A 17,479-nucleotide genomic window follows, 5' to 3' on the forward strand; every position below is an offset into this window, starting at 1 on the left:
ACCTTCAGGGGACGATGAGGAACTGTGCTTGACCGGGGTTGCCTTGTGCTCCCGACACCGTCACCGACGTCCCCGGATCGCCGGGTGCGCCCGGGTTCGGTTGAGGCCCCGGCCCGCTGCAGTCCGATGAGGACGAAAACACACCGGTGGTCGCGCCGTTAGCGCCCACCGATCCGCCCGAACCGTTACCGCCGCCGATCCCACCATTGCCACCGGTGCCGGCCGATACATCCATCGGATGCGTGCCCAGGGACAGGTCGTGTTGGCATTTGACGAGGATGACGCCGCCATTGCCGCCGGGACCGGCGAAGTTTCCGTCTCCGCCGCGACCCCCGGTGCCGCCATTGCCGCCAGTTCTACCGAACTCGCAGTCGTCTCCATCACCGCCCTTGCCTCCGGTGCCACCGGTTCCGCCGACTCCACCCTGCCCGCCGTTTCCGCCGCGGCCACCCTTGGCTTGAAGCGATACACCGTCCATGAAGGTCTCCACCTCAAAGTCGATGACGCCTCCGTGGCCACCCGGGCCGCCAGGACCGCCGGCTCCACCGTTGCCTCCGGTTCCCCCGGTCCCGCCTCGGGTGGCGCAGTCGTCGTCAATCCAATTGCAGTTCGCCATGGTCCCTGCCGCGCCGGTGGGACCTTGGGTGCCCTGTGCGCCCGTCGCTCCGGCATCGCCGTTCGGACCATTGCTGATGATGTTCGCCATGGTGGTCACTCCTCGTTATGTCAGATTGCTGTTTATGCAAGGTTGCCGCGGACGGATGTCGCGCGAATCTTGATGTAACTGGAGGTGATAACGAGTCGCCCTCCGGTATGAATGCGGATATCGTTGGCCCACAGGCTCTTCGCCTTCGACCCCAAGGTCAGCGTGGCGTTCCTGCCGATCTCGATATCTTTGAACAGCACGATAATCAGGGGGATTCGGGTGACGTGTGCGGCGTACCGCTGGGTGAACGAGTGGGTGATCTTCGCCTCGAGGCTGTCGGCCTCCAGCGGTACTCCAAGCGCATCACCCACTGCGCGTGACAGATTCGTGTGCATGGCCGGACGGATCTCGCGGTAGAGCTGGCCGAGTCGCGCCGGGTAGCTCACTCGGCCCTCGCTCTTGCTTGCACACGGCGTGCAGCACGAATCCTGGGCGTCGGGGTGCTCGACGACACTTTCGGCCATGCGGCGGGCGATCTCACGTACTGCGATGTCGTCCTCCGCTATGGCCTGGCGCGCAACGCGCTCCTCCAAACGCTCAGGGACCAGGCGCAGCGTCTGAAGATCGTCGAATCCGGCGATTTCCAGACGATGTGTCACCTCCGCCCATTCGCGATCGCTGGGATCAACGATCACCGACTTCTCTTCTGGCACAGATAGACTGCGCCGCTCGGCCTTTAAGAACCGCGCTACGGAATCACTGGTCACAATCGCTCCTTTGGGCGTTCGGCATGGAACGTGAATGCCCACAGAACGTATTGCGCGTACGGCCGGGTCTGCGTGAGTAATCGACTACTCGAATTCGGTACCCGGCGCGCGGCCCATGAGAGGGAAGAGGAAGGTCAGCGAGCGGACAAACGCTCTCGACGCAGCCGCGCCACTTCGTCCAAGTCCAGCGGAGTCAGTTGCGGCACATTCATGGCGCGCGCGAGCAACAGGTCGGCCAACTCGGGATTGCGTGCCAGGCATGGACCGTGCATGTATGTGGCGATCACGCTGCCCTGCACCACACCGTCGGTACCGTCACCGGCACGATTTCCGGCGCCGCGGCCGACCTTGGACAGCGGGGCCGCCGCGGGCCCCAAAACTGTTCCACCGCGGTGGTTCTCGAATCCGGTCAGGGTGTCTTCGAGCTCATCCATGATGGGCACGCCGGCCAATTCTCCGATGGTGCGCTTGTCCTGCGGACTGGTGGTGACATCGAGCAGGCCGACCCCTTCGACGCGCTCACCGGATGACGTTTCGTACCAATGCCCGAGCACCTGGATGGCCGCGCAGATCGCCAGCACCGGTGCGCCGCGCTCGGCGGCACGCTGCAGGCCCGGATGCGCGATGAGATGGCGGGTGGCGAGCCGTTGTGCGTAGTCTTCAGCCCCGCCCAGCGTGTACACGTCCAGGGAGTCGGGGACGGGATCGGCCAGGGTGATCTCCACGATCTCGGCGTCGATTCCGCGCATCCGCAGCCGCTGCCGCAGCACTACGGCATTTCCCGAATCGCCGTAGGTGCCCATGACGTCGGGGAGTACCAGGCCGACTCGGACGGTGGATTCACTCATGCCGCACCACCTTGGCCAGTGCGCGGTTGAGGTTGAGGAACGCCGTGTAGTTGGCGATCACGTCGACCTTGCCGGAAGGACAGGCTCTGATGGCCTGAACCGGGTCGTGGTGCAGGGTGTGCGTGACGCTGGCATAGGTCAGCCGCACCGCGAGATCGGTGCCGCGTTCCCCCGAGGCGACGACAGGCGGCACTGCGGTCTGTGGGTTGTCACACGCGAAATGTTCGAAGTTGACATCCCATAGCCAGGACAGGTCTTCGCCGTCGGGCACCTGCCCGTTGACCGCGATGACGAGTCCGTCGGCGTCGGTATCCACCATCGACAGCGCCTCCTGCCAGCCGGCTGGATTCTTGGCCAGCAGCAGTCGCACCGTGTGGTCTCCGAGATCGATGCTCCGGTAGCGGCCCGCCACCTGATCGACGGCCGATACGGCATCGACCGCAGGACCGGGGCGGGCGCCGAGCTCAACCGCAGCGGCAATCGCGAGCGTTGCATTTCCGCGGTTGGCGGTACCGGGCAGCGTCAGGGACATCGGCAGGCTGATTCCGCTGGGGCCATAGATGCGGTCGTCGTCGAACCACCAGTCCGGATCCGGGCGGGAGAAGTCGGTTCCGGTGCTGTGCCAATGATTTCCGTCGCGCACGATGAGCTCGCCGCTGCGTGGACAGCTCACCGAATCGCCGGCCCAGCCGCCGCCGGCGGCCACCCAGACGACGTTGGGGTTGTCGTAGGCCGCCGAGGTCATGAGGACGTCATCGCAGTTCGCGACGATCACCGCGTCACGGTGTCGGGACAGGCCTTTACGCAGAGTGCGCTCGATGTTGTTGATCTCGCCGACTCGGTCCAGCTGATCGCGGCTGAGGTTGAGCAGTACGACGACCGCGGGGCGGATCGCGTCGGCGACATGTGGCACATGCATTTCGTCGACCTCGAGCACCGCCAGCTCGGCATCGCGGGTTCCTGCCAGTGCGGCCACCAGACCCGCGTCCATGTTCGAACCCTCGGTATTGGTGGCCACAGCCCCGGTGGTCGCGAGCGCCGCGGTCAGCATGCGGGTGGTGGTGGACTTGCCGTTGGTACCGGTGACTATGGCTGTGCGGCGGCCGACGCCCAGTTCGGCCAGAATGCCGCGGTCGAGTTTGAGGGCAACCAGCCCGCCGATCATTGACCCCGCGCCGCGACCACTGACGCGCGAGGCCCAGCGCGCGGCGGAGCCCGCGGCGAGCGCGATTCGGCCGCGCAGCGATAGGTGCTCGATGGGCATCCGCGCAGTTTATTGGAGGCCCTTACGAGGCGATGATGTCACCGTCGCAGAGCGGGGGTGCACTGCCCGTGCGACCGGAGGCGATGGCGGCACGGGCAGTGCATGTCCAGCGTCTAGGCGACGGCGCGCTGTAGCGACTGCTTGACGTCGTTGACCGTGGCCAGGAGGGTGGCGCTGGCCTCGGCCAGCTGCTCCTTCTGCTCGGCGGTACCGGTCAGGGCGATGACGCGCGCCAGCCCGGCGATCTCGGCCAGCCCCGAGCGGAGCTTGAGAACGTTGACGAGCTTGGGGAACAGCTTGGTCCGAAGCGCCTGCGCGGTCTGGCTGGTGATGCCTCGCTTCGCGAGCACCTTCCGGCCGAAGTCGGTCAGGGTGGCCACGCCGTCATCGGTCTTCACCACGCCACGATGAGCCAGCCGTTCGAGGACACGCTCGACCACGGGCTCGGGAAGGGTGATCTCACCCTCGGTTGCATCCGAGACACGCTGCACGATCTGTGCCGCGCTGGCGGGCCCGTCGAGCAGCAACGAGGCGGTGACGGCGCGCTTGATGCGGAACCCGAAACCGCCGGGGCCGCCGGGGCCGAACCCCGGGCCGCCAAATCCAGGTCCGCCGAAGCCGGGCCCGCCGAAGCCGGGACCGTGACCTTCGAAGCCTGCGAATGAATCAGACATCTAATTCTCCTTCTCTGAAGATCAGGCAGCTGACGTGTTGCCCGCTGAACCTGTATCAACGTCCTTGATACCTGCGTTGAATCCAGCATGTCAAGGTTCTTGATATGAGTTGGCTGAGAATTTCGTGTTGAGCGGTAATCCATTGCACAGCAACAGTTTGTTCGCGCTGTCCATGTCGTGCCCTGGTGATCCCCGGCAGAAAGGCCGAGTTGCCTGGGCTTACCAAACCGACTGTGCCTAGCCAAAGGGTGCGAGTCTGCATGCGTCCTGGAAGGTTCATGCCAGGATGCTTGCGATGACTGAATCCGATGAGGTCGAGCCGCTCGGGTACCTGATGTTCCGGGCTGGTGCCGTGATGCGTCCGCAGGTCCTTGCTGCATTGCGGCCGCTCGGGCTCGGGATGCCGGAGTTCATGTGCCTGCGGATGCTCAACGAAAGCCCGGGGCGCACCAGCGCTGAGCTGGCACGCGAACACAATGTCTCGGCACAGGCGATGAATCAGGTTCTCAACGGATTGCAGAACGTGGCGCTGGTGTCCCGGCCGACGGTGCCGGCCTCGGGGCGCGCGTTACCGGCCCGGGTGACCGCCAAGGGCAAGGCGTTGCTCAAACGGGTGGAGTCGGCAATCCGGGTCGCGGAGAATGAGATGTTCGGCCGATTGAGCGCCGAGGATCAGGGCGAACTCAGACGGATACTGGGGCGACTGATCGACGCTACCGGCGAAAACGAGTGACCGTCCACCCAACCAACCAGCCGGTTGGGGTGCGCGGCTAGGGTAACGCGTGTGTTCCGCGCCACAGCCGAGACGACGCCGCAAGACTGGGCCGCGCTGTCGCCCTGGGTGGCGCGGCAGGGGCACGTCCTCGACGCCTCGGCGGCGCGACAGTTCGCCGGCGGTAAGGCCAATCTGAACTATCTGGTGACCCTCGACGGCCGGGCGGCTGTGTTCCGCCGCCCTCCCGCGGGCCCGATCGCCGAGGGTGCCAACGATATGGCGCGCGAATGGCGGGTGCTCTCGAGGCTCAATGCAGGATTCGCCCTGGCTCCGCGAGGCTTGTTGTATTGCGATGATCTTGACGTCCTCGGCGCCCCCTTCCAGTTTCTGGAGTACCGCGAGGGGTTGGTGATCGGTGGAGAACTGCCGGCAGACCTTCCCGGCGACGCCCCGGGGCGCATCACCGCCACCCTGATCGAGGCGATGACCTCGCTGCACGCGGTGACGCCGGAATCTGTGGGATTGGGCGATCTCGGCAAGCCCGAGGGTTTCCTTGAACGCCAGCTCACCGGCTGGACGCGCCGGGCACACGCGGTGTGGCCCGAGGGGTTGCCCGCCGTCGTCACGAACCTGACCTCGCGGCTGGAACAGCAGGTCCCCGAGCCGTCGGGGGTCTCGCTACTGCATATGGACCTCAAACTCGACAACATGCTCGTCGACCGGGAAACCTTGTCGCCCAACGCCGTGATCGATTGGGATATGACCACCCGGGGCTGTCCGCTCTTTGACCTGGCGATTCTGACGTCGTACTGGATGGAGCCGGGAGATCCGACCGCGGTGCGTGCCGTCAATCAGATGCCAACCACGACAACGGGGTTCGCGAGTCGTCGGGACGTTATCGATTCCTACTTCACCGTGGCCGGCATGCGCCCGCGCCCGCTGCACTGGCAGGTGGCGTGTGCGCGGCTCCGTTTGGGTGTCGCGTGGATGCAGCTGTACCGCAAGTGGCAGTGCGGCGACCTCGTCGGCGCCGGATACGCGGATTTCGAAGACATCGCCATGGCTGTCCTTAGTTGGGCGGCAACACAATTCACCGAGGGAGAAATATGATCGATTTCAGCGTTCCGGAAGAGCTGTCCGCGAAGGCGCAGCGAGTGCGTGAGTTCGTCACCGACATTGTGATTCCCTACGAGCGCGATCCTCGGCTGACCGCGCACGGACCCACCGATGAACTGCGTGCCGAGCTGGTCGGCAAGGCCCGAGATGCCGGGCTGCTGACTGTGCAGGCGCCGGAATCCTATGGCGGTTGGGGCCTTTCACATATCGGTCAGGCAGTGATCTTCGAGGCGGCGGGTTGGTCCACCCTGGGACCCATCGCGATGAACTGCGCTGCGCCCGATGAAGGCAACATGTTCCTGCTCGGCAAGATCACCAACGAGGAGCAGTCGGAGAAGTTCCTGCGTCCCGTCATCGAGGGGTATCAGCGCTCGGCGTTCGCCATGACCGAACCCGATGGCGCCGGATCGGACCCGTCACAGCTCAAGACCTCGGCCACCTTCGATGGCCAGAACTTCGTCATCAACGGGCGCAAGTGGCTCATCACCGGCGCGCGCGGCGCAAAGACGTGGATCATCATGGCCAACCTGGAAGCCAACGATCATCTGCCCGAGGGGCCCACGCTGTTCTTGTGCGACGGTGACACCGAAGGCATTGTGATCGAACGGATCATGAACACGATGGACCGTAACTATGCCGAGGGGCATGCGGTGGTGCGGTTCGACAATCTGACTCTGCCGCGGGAGGCGCTGCTCGGTGAGACCGGCCAGGCCTTCCGGTACGCGCAGCTGCGGCTGGCACCGGCGCGGTTGACGCACTGTATGCGTTGGCTCGGGGCTGCCGCCCGCGCTCAGGACATCGCCGTGAACTACGCGCGCACCCGGACCTCGTTCGGTAAGACCATCGGCGAACATCAAGGGGTGTCCTTCATGCTTGCCGACAATGAGATCGCGCTGCATCAATGTCGTCTCACCATCTGGCACGCCTGCTGGATGATGGACAACGGCGCCAAGGGGCGACACGAGAGCTCGATGGCCAAGTCATTCGTGTCCGAGGAGCTGTTCAAGGTCACCGACCGGTGTGTGCAGGTGCTCGGCGGTATCGGCATCAGTGACGAGACACCGGTGGAGATGATCTTCCGCGATATGCGTGCCTTCCGTCTGTACGACGGCCCCACCGAGGTGCACAAGTACGCCATCGGCCGTCAAGTGTTGCGTACCCCGCGCGCCTAGAGCGGCTTGTCGGTCCCACATGCCATCCTGAGTCATGCCGATCTGGGGGCAGACGCCCGACCACAGCCCCAAGTGGGTAGTGGTTGACCTGGAGACTTCCGGTTTTCAGCCAGGTCGGGCGCGTGTCATCAGTGTCGCGGCGTTGGCACTTGATGCCGACGGGAGCATCACCGACAGTGTGGTGAGTCTGGTCAATCCGGGTGTTGATCCGGGTCCCACGCATGTGCACGGTCTCACTCCGGAGATGCTGGAGGGACAGCCCGAGTTCGCCGACATCGTCCCCGACCTCATCGCCCTGCTGAGAGGCCGGACACTGGTCGCCCACAACGTCGGGTTCGACTACTCGTTCCTGGCGGCGGAGGCCGAACTGGCCGGCGCCGAACTGCCCACCGAGGCGGTGATGTGCACGGTTGAGCTGACCCGGCGTCTCGACCTGGATACGCCGAATCTGCGGCTGGAAACACTCGCCGCACATTGGGGCGTCGAGCAGCTCAAGGCTCACGACGCCTATGACGATGCTCGAGTGCTGGCCGAGGTGCTGCCGAAGGTGCTTGACCGTGCACGGGAACGGGGAACGTGGCTCCCTATCCGCGAGACCACCCGTAAGCGCTGGCCCAACGGCCGTGTGACACACGACGAGCTGCGCTCCCTCAAGACCGTGGCATCTCGTCAGCCGTGTCACTGGCTCAATCCCGGCCCGTTCGTCGCGGGTCAGCCGCTGGTGCAGGGCATGCGGGTGGCCTTGAGTTCCGAGGTCGCTCGCACACATGAGGAGCTGGTCGAGCAGATCATGCAGGCCGGCCTCGCCTATGCCGACACGGTTGACGAGGACACCTCGGTGGTGATCTGTAACCAGCTAAATCCTGAGCAAGGTAAGGGATTTCACGCTCGGTCGCTCGGCGTACCGCTGCTGGACGACGAGACGTTCATGACCGAGGTGCGGCGCGCTGTCGGCGGTACCGATGTCGAGCAGTTCACGGTTCCCAGCCGCGCCGGAGCGCAGTACTCGCTGTTCTGATGCGCCGAACCCTCTGTGTAGTACTCGCGCTTGCGCTGCTCGTCAGCGGGTGTGGGAGACACTCGGGCATTGCCGTCGCAGACCTCGACGCGCAGACGTCGGCCAAGCTCGACACCGCCATCAACGAGGTGCTCTCGAGCGCGGCGGTACCCGGCGCGATCGTCGGCGTGTGGGGACCCACGGGGCAGTATGTCCGGGCGTTCGGGGTCGCTAACACGACGACCCGTGCACCGATGCGTCCCGACTTCTATCATCGAATCGGCAGTGTGACAAAGACCTTCACGGTCACCGCGGTGCTGCAACTTGTCGATGAGGGCAAGCTGGGGCTCGACGATCCGATTGCCGAGTATGTCGACAAGGTTCCGGGCGGAGACAAGATCACCCTGCGCCAGCTCGCCCGGATGCAGAGCGGACTGTTCAACTACTCGATGTCCTTGGTCTTCAACCGTGACCTGGAGGCTGATCCACGGCGTCGCTACAGCACCCAGCAGCTGCTCGATTACTCCTTCACGCAACCGCCCAATTTCCCCGCGGGCCAGGGTTACGAGTACAGCAACACGAACGCCGTGCTGTTGGGACAGGTGGTCGAGAAGGTCAGTGGGCAGAGTCTGCCGGCATTCGTGCGCGAGCACATCACCGAGCCACTCGGCTTGAACCACACCAGCTTCCCCGACACCAACACCATCCCCGATCCGCATGCGCAGGGTTACACGCAGCTGACGCCGACCGGGCCGCTCATCGACAGCACCGACTGGAGTCCGTCGTGGGCGTCCTGGGCGGGCGCGATGATCTCGACGCTCGAGGACCTACGGATCTGGGTGCCCGCGCTGGCGACCGGCAAGCTTCTGACACCGGCCACCCAGCAGCAGCGGCTACAGACGGTGGCGATGCCCCCCGTTCCCGACGATATCCGTTATGGCCTAGGGATTTTCGACGCGCACGGGTGGATCGGCCACAACGGCAGCATCCCCGGTTATCAGACGCTCGCCATCTACTCGCCTGCCGAACAGACCACGGTGGTGGCGCTGCTCAACACCGACGTGGCCAAGCAACCCGCGCAGCCCAGCACTTTGTTCGGCACCGCTATCACCAAGGTGATCAGTCCGGATCACATCTTCCTGCTGGAGAACGCGATTCCGCAGCCGCGCTGATCAGGCGTAGGGCAGCAGTGCCATCTCGCGCGCGTTCTTGATCGCGGTGGCGACCTGGCGCTGCTGTTGCACGGTCAGGCCCGTTACCCGCCGGGCGCGGATCTTGCCGCGCTCGGATATGAACAGGCGCAGGGTGTTGGTGTCCTTGTAATCGACCGATGAAAGACCCAATTTGGCAAAGAGATTGGGCTTGGGCTTGGTATCGGCGACCTTGACGCGACGATTGCGGGGTGTTTTGGTGGCCATCACCAGCTCGCTTTCCGGACGCCGGGCAGCGACCCGTCGTGCACGAGTTCACGGACTCGCACGCGGGACAGTCCGAACTTGCGCAGATATCCGCGGGGTCGGCCGTCGACCGCATCGCGGTTGCGCAGCCGCACCGCGCTGGCATCTCGCGGCTGGCGGGCCAGCTCGGCCTGTGCCGCCATGCGCTGCTCTTGGGTGCTCAAGGGCTGTCGGATGATCTCCTTGAGTTCTGCCCGCCGCTCGGCATAGCGCTCGACGATGGCGCGGCGCTGCTCGTTCTTGGCGATCTTGGATTTCTTGGCCATCTCAGCGCTCCTCTCTGAATTCCACGTGCTTACGCACTACGGGGTCGTACTTGCGCAGCACCATCCGGTCCGGATCGTTGCGCCGGTTCTTGCGGGTGACGTACGTGTATCCGGTGCCCGCGGTCGACCGCAGTTTCACGATGGGGCGGATCTCGTTGCGCGCCATCAGAACTTCCGACCCTGCGCGCGCAACCGTGCCACCACGGCCTCGATACCGTCTCGGTCGATCACCTTGATGCCCTTGGCGCTCACCCGGAGCTTGATGCGCCGGTCCTCCGAGGGCAGGTAGTACGTCTTGAGCTGGATATTGGGTGACCAGCGGCGACGGGTGCGGCGGTGTGAATGCGACACCGCGTTACCGAAGCCCGGCGACCGTCCGGTCACCTCGCAATGCGCGGACAACGGGACCTCCATTCATACCCATTTGGTAATGGGAATCGTTTTCGACAAGTGTTGCTCGGGACTGTACCGTGAAGCTGTTAGTAATGAAAATCGTTTGCATTTAGGTGCAAAAGGGCTGGAAAAAGGGAGAGTCATGCGCACGCCGGTGCTACTCGTGTCCGGACAGGCCGATACCGACGCGGTGGTGGACGTGTTGGCGCGCGACCCGGGGACTGTCATCGTCACGCACCGATTCGACGGGCACATCGTCAAGCGGACCGTCGCGGGGATCCGGGGAACTGCGGAGTCCGTTCTGGAACTGGCTCACGGCTGCGTGTCCTGCACGGTCCGTGATGACCTGCTCGTACTGCTGCGCAAGCTCCATCGCCGGGACGACGTCGGGCGGATCGTCCTGCACCTGGAGCCGTGGCTGGAAGCCGATCCGATCTGCTGGGCGATCAACACCGTGCCCGTTCGCGTCGGACCGGGGTTTGTCGACGGACCGGCTGCCCGCGATGTAGAGATCGCCGGGGTGGTCAGTTGTGTGGACAGCGTGAACTGGTTGCAGCAGGCGCTCGGTGACGACGAACTCGAAGATGGCCGAACTGTCGCACAGGTGGTGATCGGACAGGCCGAGTTCGCCGACGTCCTGGTGGTTCGCAATCCAGAGCCCGAAGTGCTGTCGGTACTGCGGCGCTTGTCACCACGGGCCCGCATCACCGCCCGCATCGGTCGCGTCGAGCAGGCCCTCGATCATCTGGAAGAGGATGCACGGTGCGGCCGGTCCGACAATCCGCATGGCGCTCTACTCGGCGGGCAGCCCTCGCTGGCCGTTGACGGTCGCATCGCACTGGTGGAGTTCAACGCGCGCAGGCCCTTCCATCCGGAACGATTGCATGCCGCGATTGATCTGTTGCTCGACGGAGTGATCCGTACCCGGGGCCGGTTGTGGTTGGCCACGCAGGATGAACAGGCGATGTGGCTGGAGTCGGCGGGCGGTGGCCTCAGAGTTTCGGCGGCCGGGAAATGGCTGGCGGCAATGGATTCAGACGAGGTGCTGCGATCCGATCCGGAACGTCGGGCATTCGCCGATCTCATGTGGGACTACCGTTTCGGCGACCGCCACACCGCGATGACGGTGCTGGTCTGCGGAGCCGACAGCGCCGAGGTGCTGGACGCGTTGCGCGGAGCGCTGCTCACCGACGCTGAAATGGCAAGCCCCGCAAGGTGGCATGAACTCGATGATCCGTTCGGCGATTGGCATGAGGATCCGTGCGAACACGTGTCCGAGCTTGAGGCCTTCCTGTCCTACGGCGAGAACAACACAGAAGGGAACCACTGATGAAGCCCGGTATCCACCCCGACTACCATCCGGTCGTCTTCCAGGACACCACCACCGGAAAAATGTTCTTGACCCGCTCGACCGCGACGAGCACCCGCACCGTTGAGTTCGAGGGCCAGGAGTACCCGCTCATCACCGTCGAAGTGACGGCGGACTCGCACCCGTTCTGGACGGGCGACCGCCGGATCATGGATACCGCCGGCCAGGTCGAGAAGTTCCGCAGGCGCTACGGGACTAGAAAGTAGATGTCACAGCGGCTTTGTCGTTAGCCAGACAACGGCGTCCAGCCAGTGGGGGCCGTTCGGATCGATTTCGTCGCCGTGCGGCAGGTTCTCGAACTCGCGTAGCTCGACATCACACCCAGATTCGACGGCGGCATCGCGATAGCTGCGAGAGTGCTCGATGGGAACACGATCGTCGTCCACGCCATGCGTGATGAGTACCGGAGTGGTGATGGGCAGTTGCCACCGCGGTGATGCGAGCTGGTAGCCCGCTGGGTCCTCACCTGGTGTGGCACCCATGAACGGTCCTGCGGCTGAGTCACCCAGGTCTTCGTCGAACGTGCGTCGGACGTCGGTCACTGGCGCTAACGCCAACACCAGGTCTACCTGTTTCGCATTGAGTAGCGACAGCTCGCCGCCCACCGAGTGGCCTACCAGTGCGGTGCGTTCGACGCTGTTCGCGCGCGTTCGTACGGCGCATTCAATTCCGGCAGCCGCATCCTGCAGCGTTATCGGGTAGCCACCGCCGGAACCTACCCGTCGGTACTCGACGTTGGCCACGTCCCAGCCCCGCGCCACCAGGTCTGCGATCAAGGGCTCCATGACGTCCGCGCTATATGTGGATCTCCAATAGCCGCCATGCACAAGAATCGCCAGGCCACGTGCAGACTGCGATGCCCACATGTCCACGTACTGCTGCCCTGCGTCATTTCCGTACCGGTACCTCGTGGAGCCGCTCACCGTCACCGGTGTGTACCTCTGGTACTAGTCAATGTGAATCTCCCTGGGAGCCAGACTAATTCCGGATTCTGGGGGAAGTGCTGCGCTAGGCGCGCGCAGCGCGGTTGACGGCCGATACCACGGCCCGCAGTGAGGCGGTGGTGATCGACGGTGCGATACCGACACCCCACACCGTCTGTGCCTCGCCGCCGTGGGGGCCGACAACCATGGCTTCCACGTAGGCGGCGGCCTGCGCATCGTCACCTGCGCTCATGGCGTGCTCGGAGTAGTCCAGGACATTGACGGTGTAGCCCACGCTCGACAGCGCATCGACGAAGGCGGCCAACGGTCCGTTGCCCGTACCGTGGACTTCGGTTTCCTTACCGTCGATCTTCACCACGGCGGCAATGGAATCCGTGCCGCCATCCTCCTCAGAAGCGGTCACCTTCTGGCGAATCCGCTCCAGCGGAATGATCGGTGCCAGGTACTCCTCGGCGAAGACGTCCCAAATCTCCTTCGGGTTCACCTCGCCGCCCTCACCGTCGGTGATCCGTTGGATCGACTGTGCGAATTCGATCTGCAGCCGGCGCGGCAGCACCAGTCCGTGGTCGGACTTCATGATGTAGGCGACGCCGCCCTTGCCGGATTGCGAGTTCACCCGGATCACGGCCTCGTAGTTGCGGCCGACGTCCTTGGGGTCGATGGGCAGGTACGGCACCTGCCACAGGATGTCGTCGACGTCGGAATCTGCCTCGTCCGCATCGCGTTTCATTTGATCCAGGCCCTTGTTGATGGCGTCCTGGTGGCTGCCGGAGAAGGCGGTGTAGACCAGATCGCCACCGTAGGGGTGCCGCTCGGGGACCTTCAGCTGGTTGCAGTACTCGACCGTGTGCCGGATCTCGTCGATGTTGGAGAAATCGATCTGTGGGTCCACGCCCCGGCTGAACAGGTTCAGCCCCAGCGTCACCAGGCATACGTTTCCGGTGCGCTCACCATTGCCGAACAGACATCCCTCGATGCGGTCGGCGCCTGCCTGGTAGCCCAATTCTGCTGCGGCGACGGCGGTTCCACGGTCGTTGTGTGGGTGCAGGCTCAGGATCACCGAGTCGCGACGAGCCAGGTTGCGGCTCATCCACTCGATGGAATCGGCGTACACATTGGGGGTTGTCATCTCAACCGTCGACGGCAGATTGAAGATGATGGGGTTGTCCGGCGTGGGCTCGATGATGTCACCGACGGCGTTGCACACCTCCAGCGCGTACTGCAGCTCGGTGCCGGTGTACGACTCCGGGGAGTACTGGAAACGCCAATGCGTATCGGGGTATTTGGCCGCTTCCTCAACACACTTGCGGGCGCCATCGGTGGCGATCTTCTGGATCGCGTCCTTCTCGCCCCGAAAAACCACGCGCCGCTGCAGGATCGACGTCGAGTTGTAGAAGTGCACGATCACCTTCGCGGCGCCCTCGCAGGCCAGGAACGTGCGCTCGATCAGCTCCGGTCGGCACTGGGTCAGCACCTGTACGGTCACGTCATCGGGGATGGCGTTCTCGCTGATCAGCTCACGGATGAAATCGAAATCGGTTTGGCTGGCCGAGGGAAACCCGACCTCGATTTCCTTGAAACCCATCCGGATCTGCATATCGAACATCCGGCGCTTACGCGCGGGACTCATCGGGTCGATCAGGGCCTGGTTGCCGTCACGCAGGTCGACCGCCGCCCACTGCGGTGCACGGGTGATCACCGTGTCGGGCCAGGTGCGGTCCGGCAGCTCGATTTTTTCGACTTCATCGGCGAACGAGCGGTATCGATGCACCGGCATCGAGCTGTTCTTCTGGGTGTTCCACGCCGGTTGGTCGGCCGGAATGGGTCCATTCGGGGTGACGATGCTGCGGGGGGTGTAGTTGAACTCGTCTGAAGAGAAGCTAGTCATGGGAAGGCTCCGGGAGTTTGAGGGGTATCTCGACCGGCACGCCAACAACCCGCGACAGGAAGCCGGTCTGGATTAGACCCTGTCGCGGCGTCGGAGGAGGAGCGCCCGCTGCATAGACGGGACTCTACCAGCCGCAAGAAGCCCGATCATCTGGCAAGCTCGCAGAGCATGTGGGTACGGCGGGGGATGGTGACGCTGCTGGTTCTGCTGGTGGTCACCGGTTGCGCGCGCACTGTCGGCGGACAGCCGCGGGGAGGCGAACCCGCGCCCGGCGCCGACTCCTTCTTTCACGGCGATCAGCCCGACTACGGACAGAAGCTCAGTGCCACCGAGAAGGTGACGCTGGCCTACGCGCGGGCATTACGACGGGTTGATCCGTGCGGCTTCGCCGCCAGTCTCAAGGACTTCGGAGACCCGGGACAGGTCGTTGGCGACTTTCCGATGTGTTATGCCAGCGTGAAGGTCACGGGTGATCCCGGTCTCACCGAGGTCTCGTACGCGTACTCCATGCAGGACAAGGGGGATATCCCCGCGGCCTTCATGGTGGGGTCTGTCCCGGTCTACGAAACCGGAGCAGATTGCGAGTACGAGGTACCCCTGGGCCTGGAGCGGCTGCCGGGGGCGCCCTCGACCCCCACGATGCAGGCCATGTTGTCGGTCAGTGCGTACCTGTATGGCTCCGACGAATATTCGGACCCGGACTGTCGGCTTGCCAAGCAGGTGATGACGGCGATCGCCAAGGAGCTGCCGTCGGGATTGCCGCCGCGTTCTGCGCTCAGTGCGTATCCGATCAAACTTGCCGAACGCGATCCGTGCGAGATCCTTGGGGAGTATCCGGGAAAGGCGCAGAAGGTGTCCGTGGATCTGCTGGGCGATCCCTTCGGGTGTGATTTCTCGCTATCGGAAACCGATATCGAGTACACCGTGCAGCTGACGAGCAGCGTCGATGACTTCCCGGAGGAGTACACGAAATCGACCCGCGGCGGCGTGACGTACTTCCATAACGAGGATCCGAATCAGCTGACGGGGTGTCACGCACTAGCATTGGTGGGAGATCCGTTGTACCCCAAGGATGTCGGCGGCGGTGCGGCGAATACCGATGCTGACGCCTATTTTCCGGCTGTGGTCGCGAGCGCCTTCACTGAAGAAGGACGGACCGATTGCGGGCAGATGCGGGAGATTCTGGACAAGGCGGTGCGACTATTCGCAAACTCCGCTCGATAGCGCTGGTCCTCGTGGCCACACTGGCGATCGCGGGGTGTGCGAACGTCGTATCCGGTTCGGCCAAGGGAGGATCGCCTGCGCTCACGGGCACGAGTCTGTTCGTCGGTGAGGTAGCCACATACGGTCAAACCTTCACTGAAACGCAGATGACACTGTTGGCCTATCTGCGGGCGTTGCGACGGATCGATCCGTGTGGCCTTTTGTTGATGCTCAAGAACATTGGCGCCCCGACCTACATTTCTGGAGATGTGGGTGGTTGTTTCGGTTCCATCAAGGTGACCGGCACGGCGTCCCCATCGAGTGTGGGTCTGTCACTGGTATTGGGTGACTATTCGCGGGAGCGGCCCGAATTCACGATCGGTGGCGCACCGGTGTTTCACACCGCGGGCACATGTCTGTACGAGTTTCCGATCGCGTTGAACAAGCTTCCGAATGCGCCCGTGTTGAAGGGGGCGCGGGTGCCGGCACTGCGCGTTGTGGTCGTCGACGGCGCCAGGGGCGTGCCCGCACCGAATTGCAAGATGGCACAGCCAGTTATCGGTGTGCTGGCCACACTAAACCCGGCCGATATGCCCGTGCGTGACGCCTTGAGCGCGTATCCGATCAAGATCGCCGAGCGAGATCCGTGCGAGATTCTCGGTGAGTATCCGGGCCGGGTAGATGATCTGAGACCGTCCCTGTTCGGCGACCCGTTCTCATGTCGATTTTCGTTGAAAGACAGCGATACTCAATTCGAATTCACCATCAGGACGGGCGTCGATCCGCCGTCGAGGCTGCACGAGGAAATCCGGGACGGTGTCGAGTATTTCCACGGTCAAGACGGCAGCATGTGCACCAGCATGGTGCGTCTGGGTAAGCCGTTGTACGCCCGCGACGTCCCGGGTGGTGCCATGCAGGAGAACAGCACCCCGGAGCGGATTTTCATCGAGGTGCTGAGCTTCTCGCTGAAGGCGGCGGACTGTGGATCTACCCGCGCGATGATCGACAAGGCGGTCGGGATCTTCCGGGGTTCGTTCGACTGAGGCATGCACCGGGACACAATGGCGTCATGGACAGCGGCGCGGTCATCGAGGGGCAGGTATCGGCTCTGCTACTGACAGGAGTTCTGTGATGCCCTACGTCGAGTCGGCGCAGCGGACCAGGGAAGCGGTCGCGGCCGCGCGTGTGGTGCTGATGCGTGAAGGGGTGGGCCGCACCACCATGCGCGCTGTCGCCTCGGAGGCGGGCATTCCGTTGGGGACGCTGCAATACGTCTTTCCCAGTAAGCAGGGCCTGCTCAAGGCAGTGATCGAGGATGTCGTGGAGGAGATCTCAGGAGTTCTGCGCGGTGCCGCCGAATCCGAAACCGGACTGGAGAACGCGATCCGGCACGGCGTGCGGAATTTCTGGTCACGGCTGGTTGTCGAGCATCACGATCTGCAGCAGGTCCAGTACGAGCTCGTCACCCATGCGCTTCGGACACCCGGTCTGGAAGATCTCCCGGCCTGGCAGTACGAGCAATACACGCAGGTTGTCGCTCTATGGTGTCGTGCGGCCGCGAGCCGTGCCGGCGAGCGATCCGCGGTGTCGTTCGAGCAGCTGGCACGGGTACTCGTGGCCGGAATCGACGGGCTGATCCTGCAGCATGTCGTCAATCCGGACCCGGTCCGTTCCGCTGAGGATCTCGAATCGCTCAGTGAGATGCTCATAGCCCTGGCGGCGGTGACCGCCGCGTAGTGCCCCTTGCTCCGATCCGGGAC

At 64.0% G+C, this 17,479-nt stretch carries 21 protein-coding genes; 10 read left to right on the plus strand and 11 right to left on the minus strand.

The features are described from left to right. Positions 1-4 precede the first annotated feature (4 nt). The 5 genes from MSTE_RS01410 to MSTE_RS01430 all read right to left on the minus strand — a co-directional run bounded on the left by MSTE_RS01410 (position 5) and on the right by MSTE_RS01430 (position 4,199). Positions 5-706: a hypothetical protein gene (locus MSTE_RS01410; protein ID WP_096505305.1), complete on the minus strand. Its 702-nt coding sequence runs from the start codon at positions 704-706 to the stop codon at positions 5-7. A 32-nt stretch (positions 707-738) separates the two neighbouring features. Continuing rightward, positions 739-1,413, minus strand: a complete 675-nt coding sequence (locus MSTE_RS25385) for a hypothetical protein (protein ID WP_231896967.1) — start codon at positions 1,411-1,413, stop codon at positions 739-741. A 134-nt stretch (positions 1,414-1,547) separates the two neighbouring features. Continuing rightward, a complete protein-coding gene (locus MSTE_RS01420; RefSeq protein WP_070953129.1) occupies positions 1,548-2,261 on the minus strand; it encodes a type 1 glutamine amidotransferase in 714 nt (237 codons plus the stop codon). Then, positions 2,254-3,525: a Mur ligase family protein gene (locus tag MSTE_RS01425; protein WP_096498462.1), complete on the minus strand. Its 1,272-nt coding sequence runs from the start codon at positions 3,523-3,525 to the stop codon at positions 2,254-2,256. Before MSTE_RS01425 ends, MSTE_RS01420 begins: the two co-directional genes overlap by 8 nt. Before the next feature lie 113 nt (positions 3,526-3,638). Beyond that, positions 3,639-4,199, minus strand: a complete 561-nt coding sequence (locus tag MSTE_RS01430) for a hypothetical protein (protein WP_096498463.1) — start codon at positions 4,197-4,199, stop codon at positions 3,639-3,641. 286 nt (positions 4,200-4,485) lie between these two features. Here MSTE_RS01430 and MSTE_RS01435 point away from each other — a divergent pair, with 286 nt between their 5' ends. From MSTE_RS01435 to MSTE_RS01455, 5 genes are read left to right on the plus strand one after another with little or no spacing between them, the layout of a single operon-like run. Next, positions 4,486-4,932: a MarR family winged helix-turn-helix transcriptional regulator gene (locus MSTE_RS01435; RefSeq protein ID WP_162291345.1), complete on the plus strand. Its 447-nt coding sequence runs from the start codon at positions 4,486-4,488 to the stop codon at positions 4,930-4,932. A 24-nt stretch (positions 4,933-4,956) separates the two neighbouring features. Further along, on the plus strand, positions 4,957-6,024 hold the full coding sequence (locus MSTE_RS01440; protein ID WP_096498465.1) for a phosphotransferase family protein: 1,068 nt from the start codon (positions 4,957-4,959) through the stop codon (positions 6,022-6,024). After that, positions 6,021-7,202: an acyl-CoA dehydrogenase family protein gene (locus MSTE_RS01445; RefSeq protein WP_096498466.1), complete on the plus strand. Its 1,182-nt coding sequence runs from the start codon at positions 6,021-6,023 to the stop codon at positions 7,200-7,202. Before MSTE_RS01440 ends, MSTE_RS01445 begins: the two co-directional genes overlap by 4 nt. Before the next feature lie 34 nt (positions 7,203-7,236). Next, positions 7,237-8,220 carry a DEDDh family exonuclease gene (locus MSTE_RS01450; RefSeq protein WP_096498467.1) on the plus strand — a complete coding sequence of 328 codons (984 nt, stop codon included), beginning with the start codon at positions 7,237-7,239 and terminating at the stop codon, positions 8,218-8,220. Continuing rightward, positions 8,220-9,371 carry a serine hydrolase domain-containing protein gene (locus MSTE_RS01455; RefSeq protein ID WP_096498468.1) on the plus strand — a complete coding sequence of 384 codons (1,152 nt, stop codon included), beginning with the start codon at positions 8,220-8,222 and terminating at the stop codon, positions 9,369-9,371. The genes MSTE_RS01450 and MSTE_RS01455 overlap by 1 nt, the downstream gene beginning before the upstream one ends. Here MSTE_RS01455 and rpsR read toward each other — a convergent pair whose 3' ends face one another. From rpsR to rpmB, 4 genes are read right to left on the minus strand one after another with little or no spacing between them, the layout of a single operon-like run. Then, complete coding sequence (gene rpsR / locus MSTE_RS01460; RefSeq protein ID WP_078290059.1) at positions 9,372-9,617, minus strand: 30S ribosomal protein S18; 246 nt, start codon at positions 9,615-9,617, stop codon at positions 9,372-9,374. After that, positions 9,617-9,922, minus strand: coding sequence for a 30S ribosomal protein S14 (gene rpsN / locus MSTE_RS01465; RefSeq protein ID WP_096498469.1), 306 nt, complete (start codon positions 9,920-9,922; stop codon positions 9,617-9,619). Before rpsN ends, rpsR begins: the two co-directional genes overlap by 1 nt. A 1-nt stretch (position 9,923) precedes the next feature. Then, complete coding sequence (gene rpmG, locus MSTE_RS01470; RefSeq protein ID WP_030095992.1) at positions 9,924-10,088, minus strand: 50S ribosomal protein L33; 165 nt, start codon at positions 10,086-10,088, stop codon at positions 9,924-9,926. Beyond that, positions 10,088-10,324, minus strand: a complete 237-nt coding sequence (gene rpmB / locus MSTE_RS01475; RefSeq protein WP_005063156.1) for a 50S ribosomal protein L28 — start codon at positions 10,322-10,324, stop codon at positions 10,088-10,090. Before rpmB ends, rpmG begins: the two co-directional genes overlap by 1 nt. A 133-nt stretch (positions 10,325-10,457) precedes the next feature. On the opposite strand from rpmB, the gene mrf reads away from it, so the two are divergent. Further along, complete coding sequence (gene mrf, locus MSTE_RS01480; RefSeq protein ID WP_096498470.1) at positions 10,458-11,645, plus strand: ribosome hibernation factor-recruiting GTPase MRF; 1,188 nt, start codon at positions 10,458-10,460, stop codon at positions 11,643-11,645. Next, positions 11,645-11,890 carry a type B 50S ribosomal protein L31 gene (locus MSTE_RS01485; protein WP_096498471.1) on the plus strand — a complete coding sequence of 82 codons (246 nt, stop codon included), beginning with the start codon at positions 11,645-11,647 and terminating at the stop codon, positions 11,888-11,890. The genes mrf and MSTE_RS01485 overlap by 1 nt, the downstream gene beginning before the upstream one ends. 3 nt (positions 11,891-11,893) lie before the next feature. Here MSTE_RS01485 and MSTE_RS01490 read toward each other — a convergent pair whose 3' ends face one another. After that, a complete protein-coding gene (locus tag MSTE_RS01490; protein ID WP_157997604.1) occupies positions 11,894-12,607 on the minus strand; it encodes an alpha/beta hydrolase family protein in 714 nt (237 codons plus the stop codon). Between the two features lie 85 nt (positions 12,608-12,692). Further along, positions 12,693-14,516, minus strand: a complete 1,824-nt coding sequence (gene leuA / locus MSTE_RS01495) for a 2-isopropylmalate synthase (RefSeq protein WP_096498473.1) — start codon at positions 14,514-14,516, stop codon at positions 12,693-12,695. A 186-nt stretch (positions 14,517-14,702) separates the two neighbouring features. Here leuA and MSTE_RS01500 point away from each other — a divergent pair, with 186 nt between their 5' ends. From MSTE_RS01500 to MSTE_RS01510, 3 genes are all read left to right on the plus strand, one after another. Continuing rightward, a complete protein-coding gene (locus MSTE_RS01500; protein WP_096498474.1) occupies positions 14,703-15,740 on the plus strand; it encodes a hypothetical protein in 1,038 nt (345 codons plus the stop codon). Positions 15,741-15,886: 146 nt separating this feature from the next. Continuing rightward, positions 15,887-16,762, plus strand: coding sequence for a hypothetical protein (locus MSTE_RS01505; protein WP_096505309.1), 876 nt, complete (start codon positions 15,887-15,889; stop codon positions 16,760-16,762). 88 nt (positions 16,763-16,850) lie between these two features. After that, positions 16,851-17,456: a TetR/AcrR family transcriptional regulator gene (locus tag MSTE_RS01510; RefSeq protein ID WP_096498475.1), complete on the plus strand. Its 606-nt coding sequence runs from the start codon at positions 16,851-16,853 to the stop codon at positions 17,454-17,456. Positions 17,457-17,479: the final 23 nt, after the last annotated feature.

It is taken from the genome of [Mycobacterium] stephanolepidis (genome assembly GCF_002356335.1).
GTDB lineage: Bacteria > Actinomycetota > Actinomycetes > Mycobacteriales > Mycobacteriaceae > Mycobacterium > Mycobacterium stephanolepidis.